Annotated in this window: 1 protein-coding gene; it reads left to right on the forward strand. The window is 46.2% G+C overall.

The window, feature by feature from the left end; all coding sequences use genetic code 11:
- A partial coding sequence (locus A3739_RS14895; RefSeq protein WP_156502606.1) for a Na(+)/H(+) antiporter subunit D occupies positions 1-1265 on the forward strand: 1265 nt, incomplete at both ends.

The raw sequence follows: 1265 nt of genomic DNA on the forward strand, positions 1-1265 counted from the left end.
TTTTTATACGCCGGTAGCGCAATCGGGGTGACTTCTTCTGGCGACTTGATCAGCGTATTTATTTATTGGGAGTTAATGGCAATTGGCTCTACCGCAGTGATCTGGGCTGGCGCAACAAACTCCGCATACAAAGCCAGTATGCGTTATTTGTTTATGCATTTATTTGGCGGCGTCATATTGATGGCAGGTATTCTGTGGCATATCCATGAAACAGGATCTACCGAATTTACCGCGCTTGAGTTAGCTGGACCTGCTCAATGGCTGATATTAATCGGTTTCTTGGTCAACGCCGGCGCGCCACCTTTCTCGGCGTGGATTGCAGATGCATATCCTGAAGCAAGCCCGAGTGGCTCGGTCTTTCTCTCTGCCTTCACAACCAAAACAGCGGTATTTACGCTGCTTATTGCGTTCCCTGGTACAAGTGTATTGATTCCAATCGGATGCTTTATGATTTTCTACGGCATCATTTATGCTCTGCTTGAAAATGATGCAAGACGAATTCTGTCATACAGTATCGTTAATCAGGTTGGTTTCATGATCACGGGTATCGGTATCGGTACTGAAATGGCGTTGAACGGAGCAGCAGCTCATGCCTTTGCTCATATCGTATACAAAGCCTTACTTCTCATGACGGCTGGCGCGGTGTTATACCGTACAGGCAAGCGTCGCTGTAGCGATTTGGGCGGGCTGTTCCATAGCATGCCGATTACGACACTGTATGGGATTATCGGTGCGTTAGCGATCTCGTCTTTCCCATTTACCTCGGGATTTGTCTCCAAATCAATGATCTCGTCCTCTGCAGCCTATGAGCACATCACATGGGTGTGGTTCTTACTCGCTGCGGCTTCTGCAGGTGTATTTTTACATGCCGGCGTCAAGTATCCTTGGTTTGTATTCTTCCAGAAAGATTCCGGTTTACGACCAGAAGAGTCACCGAAGAACATGCAGTTTGCGATGTTTATCTTTGCATTTTTATGTATCGCCTTAGGCGTATTCCCGCAGCCTTTATATGACCTTCTTCCTTATCCTGTGGATTACGAGCCTTACACGGCAGATCATTTAGTAACTCAGTTTCAGTTACTACTATTTGCTGGGCTAGCTTTCTTTCTTTTGCTACCCATGATGAAGCGTACCGAGACCATTAGCCTTGATTTTGACTGGTTCTATCGAAAACTCGGTACAAAACTTGTCACAGGTTTTGGTAGAAAAGTATATGCCGTGTATGCCAAGCAAGAGCAGGCGTTCGTAAATACGCTTAAGTCACT

The organism is Oleiphilus sp. HI0067, assembly GCF_001635735.1.